This is a genomic window from Polynucleobacter sp. 35-46-11, from assembly GCF_002281105.1.
The window spans coordinates 1-1,615 of sequence record NZ_NCFJ01000545.1; the positions used below are offsets into that span (position 1 = coordinate 1).

Annotated in this window: 1 protein-coding gene; it reads left to right on the plus strand. The window is 47.7% G+C overall.

Annotated elements, in window-relative coordinates; all coding sequences use genetic code 11:
- Window positions 1-13 precede the first annotated feature (13 nt).
- Window positions 14-1,534 carry a threonine ammonia-lyase, biosynthetic gene (gene ilvA, locus B7Y67_RS17430; protein ID WP_293599711.1) on the plus strand — a complete coding sequence of 507 codons (1,521 nt, stop codon included), beginning with the start codon at window positions 14-16 and terminating at the stop codon, window positions 1,532-1,534.
- The last annotated feature ends 81 nt before the right edge of the window (window positions 1,535-1,615 follow it).

Consider the following 1,615-nt stretch of genomic DNA (forward strand, 5'->3'; position numbering starts at 1 on the left):
GTACGCTCATCGCATGGCAACGAACTATTTAAAGAAAATTTTATCGGCCCGAGTCTACGATGTGGCCAGGGAAACAGAGCTCCAAGTAGCCCCCGAACTCACGAAGCGCTTAGGTAACCAAGTTTTACTCAAAAGAGAGGATAACCAGCCGGTTTTCTCCTTCAAACTACGTGGCGCCTATAACAAAATGGCCCATTTACCCCCAGAAGCCCTAAAACGGGGGGTTATTGCAGCTTCCGCTGGCAATCATGCCCAAGGCGTGGCCTTGGCAGCAGCCAAAATGAAGTGCAAGGCAGTCATCGTGATGCCCCTCACCACTCCCAGCGTCAAAATTGATGCAGTTAAGGCACGCGGCGGGCCTTGGGTTGAAGTGATCTTGCATGGTGAGTCCTATAGCGATGCCTTCCAATACTCTGAATTATTGGAAAAAAAACGGGGCTTAACCTTTGTCCATCCTTTTGATGACCCTGATGTCATTGCTGGACAAGGAACGATTGCCCAAGAAATTTTTCAGCAGCACCAAGAACCTATCGATGCCATTTTTGTCGCCATCGGTGGCGGTGGCCTGATTGCAGGCATCGGTGAATACGTCAAGGCAGTCAGCCCTAAAACCAAAGTGATCGGCGTTCAGTCGGTTGATTCAGATGCAATGAGAAGATCGCTCGAAGCCAATAAGCGCATCGAGATGAAAGATGTCGGCCTCTTTTCCGATGGCACCGCAGTCAAACTCGTTGGTAAAGAAACTTTCCGCATCTGCAAACGCGTAGTTGATGACATCATCACCGTTGATACAGATGAAATCTGCGCTGCCATCAATGATGTTTTCACAGATACCCGCAGCATTCTGGAGCCGGCTGGCGCTTTAGCCATTGCCGGTATGAAGAAGTATGTCGAGAAGCATCGCCTGAAAAAGAAAACGTTGGTAGCAATTGCTTGTGGTGCGAATATGAATTTCAGTCGCCTGCGCTTTGTTGCCGAACGCGCTGATGTTGGTGAATTCCGCGAAGCCGTTTTTGCAGTCACCATTCCAGAAGAGCGTGGCTCATTCAAGCGCTTCTGCGAGTTACTTGGTAAGCGTAATGTCACTGAATTCAACTACCGTATTGCCGACCAAAGCGAAGCGCATATTTTTGTTGGTATTGGCACTCAAAAGGCTGCTGATAGCACCACTATTGCAAAGCATTTTCGCAAAGCAAAATTTGCAACGATCGATTTGACACATGATGAGTTAGCAAAGTCCCACCTGCGCCACATGGTGGGTGGTCGATCTACTCTTGCTCAGGATGAACTACTCTATCGCTTTGAATTTCCAGAGCGTCCAGGTGCACTCATGAAGTTCCTCACCAGCATGGCGCCCAATTGGAATATCAGCCTATTTCATTACCGCAATCATGGTGCAGACTATGGCCGCATCTTAGTAGGTCTTCAGGTTCCCAAAAATGAGCAAAAGAAGTTTCAAAACTTCTTGGCTTCGCTTGGTTACCCACACTGGAATGAAACTAATAATCCCGCTTATCGCCTGTTCCTTAAATGAGATGTAATTCGTAAATGTCATACACACTCACTGGAAAACTCGTTGTTGCGATTTCATCGCGCGCCTTATTTGATTTCGAAA